Origin of the sequence: Geobacillus sp. (assembly GCF_017515625.1) — a bacterium.
In the GTDB taxonomy this organism is placed as follows: Bacteria; Bacillota; Bacilli; order Bacillales; family Anoxybacillaceae; genus Geobacillus; species Geobacillus stearothermophilus.
The window spans coordinates 1-2842 of sequence record NZ_JAFWFM010000231.1; the positions used below are offsets into that span (position 1 = coordinate 1).

The 2842-nt window shown below is 52.4% G+C and carries 3 protein-coding genes and 1 pseudogene; 1 reads left to right on the plus strand and 3 read right to left on the minus strand.

Translation table 11 applies throughout. The features are described 5' to 3' along the window. Positions 1 to 134 precede the first annotated feature (134 nt). Entirely contained in the window at positions 135 to 569 is a 435-nt protein-coding gene (locus IKE44_RS13605; RefSeq protein WP_033014624.1) for an MltG/YceG/YrrL family protein, read from the plus strand. Positions 570 to 621: 52 nt separating this feature from the next. Here the strand turns inward: IKE44_RS13605 and phoU are convergent, their stop codons facing one another. The 3 genes and pseudogenes from phoU to pstA form a co-directional block, all read right to left on the minus strand. Further along, positions 622 to 1275, minus strand: a complete 654-nt coding sequence (gene phoU, locus IKE44_RS13610) for a phosphate signaling complex protein PhoU (protein WP_033014630.1) — start codon at positions 1273 to 1275, stop codon at positions 622 to 624. A gap of 23 nt (positions 1276 to 1298) precedes the next feature. After that, the gene (pstB, locus tag IKE44_RS13615) at positions 1299 to 2141 is read right to left on the minus strand and encodes a phosphate ABC transporter ATP-binding protein PstB (RefSeq protein WP_049625179.1); all 843 of its coding nucleotides are present in this window, start codon (positions 2139 to 2141) and stop codon (positions 1299 to 1301) included. A gap of 39 nt (positions 2142 to 2180) precedes the next feature. Next, positions 2181 to 2723 (minus strand): annotated as a pseudogene (pstA, locus tag IKE44_RS13620) (phosphate ABC transporter permease PstA); the annotation flags it as partial. Positions 2724 to 2842 lie beyond the last annotated feature (119 nt).

Consider the following 2842-nt stretch of genomic DNA (forward strand, 5'->3'; position numbering starts at 1 on the left):
CGCCGCGGTCCTTTTTCCGACACCGAGCGGCGCATCTTCTTTTTGCATAAACAAGGATTTCCGCTCGAAGAGATTGCGCAAGAGACCGGTTTGACGGTTGCCGAGGTCGAGCGGATCGTGAGGAGATTGCTGCGATGAAGAAACGGACGATGCGCGCCTTTGCTCTCGGCCTGCTTGTTGCCACATCATTCATCGGCGTCTCGTATTATCATTCCGCCCCCGATGCGCCGACGGAAGCGGAAGTGCAAGCGTTTCTCGAACAACGCGGGCTTGTTGCCATTGCGAAAAGCGAATACGATCAACTTCGCCGCGGCCGGCAAACGTCGGCTGAACAGCCGGCTGCGCAACCGGCGAAAACAGTATACATATACCGCCTTGTCATCCAAAAAGGCGACACTCCGGAAACGTTCGCCAAAGAGCTTGAGGATGCCGGCATTATTCAAAGCGCTCGCACGTTTCGCGAGTATTTGCAACAGCACGGGCTGACGCGCTCGATCCGCCCCGGCGCCTATAACGTGCGAAGCGATATGGATTATGCGGCGATCAGCCGCTTGATTGCTAAACCATAACGGAAAGAAGGAGGCAAATGATGAAAAGACTGCCTCCTTCTTTGTATTTGCATCAATCATTCAAATCATAATGCTTCCCTTTGACGAGATAAAGGAGATGCTCGGCGATATTGGTCGCATGATCCGCCGTCCGTTCAATATACCGGGCGACGAGAGCCAGCACGTTCATTTGCGCCAGCGCCTCTTTATCTGTTTTCTCCATCTCAAGCAGCGCTCTCATCATCTCCCCGTACCGCTCGTCAACCTGACGATCCATATCGGCAATTTGTGCAGCCAGCGATGCATCTTCCCGATCGTACGCCGTCATAGCCGCCGATACCATGTCTGCCGCCAATTGGTGCATCGACACTAGCGAGCGGATGTCGATGACGAACGGCTCGCCGCCGATGCGGATGCACGCCTTGGCGACATTAACGGCCAAATCGGCGATCCGCTCGATATCGCCCGCGATTTTGATCGCGGCGATGATGCGGCGCAAGTCGGTCGCGACCGGCTGCTGTTTCGCAATGAGCCACAACGCAAAGTCGTTCACTTCTTCTTCGAGCTTGTCAATCGAGCCGTCTCCATCAATGACGGCCATCGCCAAATGTTTGTTTTGTGTTTGAAACGCGTCAATCGCCTGTTGCAATGCCACTTCTGTTAACCGCCCCATCTCAACCAGCTTGTTGTGCAGCGCTCGCAAGTCATCAGCAAACGTTTCACGCATTTCAGGCTTTCCTCCCTTGTTTTTTATCCGAAACGACCGGTAATGTAGTCTTCTGTACGCTGGTCGGCCGGATTGGAAAACAGCTTGTTCGTCTCTGCGTATTCAATCACTTCTCCGTTCAAGAAAAACGCTGTTTTGTCCGAAATGCGGGCCGCTTGCTGCATGTTATGGGTCACAATAATGATGCTGTATTGTTTTTTCAATTCTTGAATAAGTTCCTCGATTTTCAACGTGGAAATCGGATCGAGCGCAGACGTCGGTTCATCCATTAAAATAACGTCCGGCTCAATCGCCAAACAGCGGGCGATGCACAATCGCTGCTGCTGTCCGCCTGATAACCCGTAGGCATGATCGTGCAGCCGATCTTTTACCTCATCCCAAAGCGCCGCCCCTCGCAAACTTTTTTCGACAATTTCGTCGAGCACTTTTTTATTGCGGATGCCATGAATGCGAGGACCGTACGCAATATTGTCGTAAATCGATTTCGGGAACGGGTTCGGCTTTTGAAACACCATGCCGACTTGTGTCCGCAATTGTTCAACCGGATAGGAAGGGTCAAAAATGTTGCGCCCGCGGTAGACGAGCTGGCCGGCAATGCGGACGTTCGGCACGAGCTCGACCATTCGGTTCAACGTTTTAATATAGGTCGATTTTCCACATCCTGACGGCCCGATAATTGCCGTCACCTCATTTTCATAAATTGTTAAATGAATGTGCTTCAGCGCATGATGTTCACCATACCATAAGTTTAAATCTGTTGTCTCGTACACAACGCCTTTTGTTGCAACATCTTCGACCGCCGGCGTTGCCGCAGACGATTCGACCAACGGTGAGAGTTTTGTTTTCTTTGTGTTTGTTGCCATCATCTGATTGGTCTCCTTTCGCTCTTCCCCGAAATTTTTGCGTTAAAACCGCTTTTGAAACTTGTTGCGAATCAATACCGCGACCGAATTCATCAAAATTAAAAAGACGAGCAGGACGATAATCCCGGCAGCCGCTACATGCTGAAACTCCTCTTGCGGCCGCCCTGTCCAGTTGTAAATTTGCAACGGCATAGCGGTAAACGTATCAAGTACGCTGCCCGGCAGGTAGGCGATAAACGTCGGGATGCCGAGCACCACAAGCGGAGCTGTCTCCCCAATAGCGCGGGAAAACGCCAAAATGGCCCCCGTCAGCATTCCCGGCAGCGCCGCCGGCAACACCACCCGACAAATCGTTTGCCATTTCGTCGCCCCCATGGCATACGACGCTTCCCGCAGCTGCTGGGGAACCGCACGAATCGCCTCTTGGGCCGCGACGACGATCACTGGAAGAATGAGCAAGCTCATCGTCAACCCGGCCGCCAAGACACTGCGCCCAAGTCCAAGCTCACGGACAAAAACCGTAAGCCCCAGCAGGCCAAACACGATCGACGGCACGCCGGCCAGATTGGAAATATTCGTTTGAACACGAGTGTTGATTATCCAAAATTATACATACGCCTTCCATAAATTTGGGCATACTCAAACAAAGCAGCGGCCATCCCGGATTTCCAATCGAGAGGAAGCTGCCCAGAGAAAAAACGGCG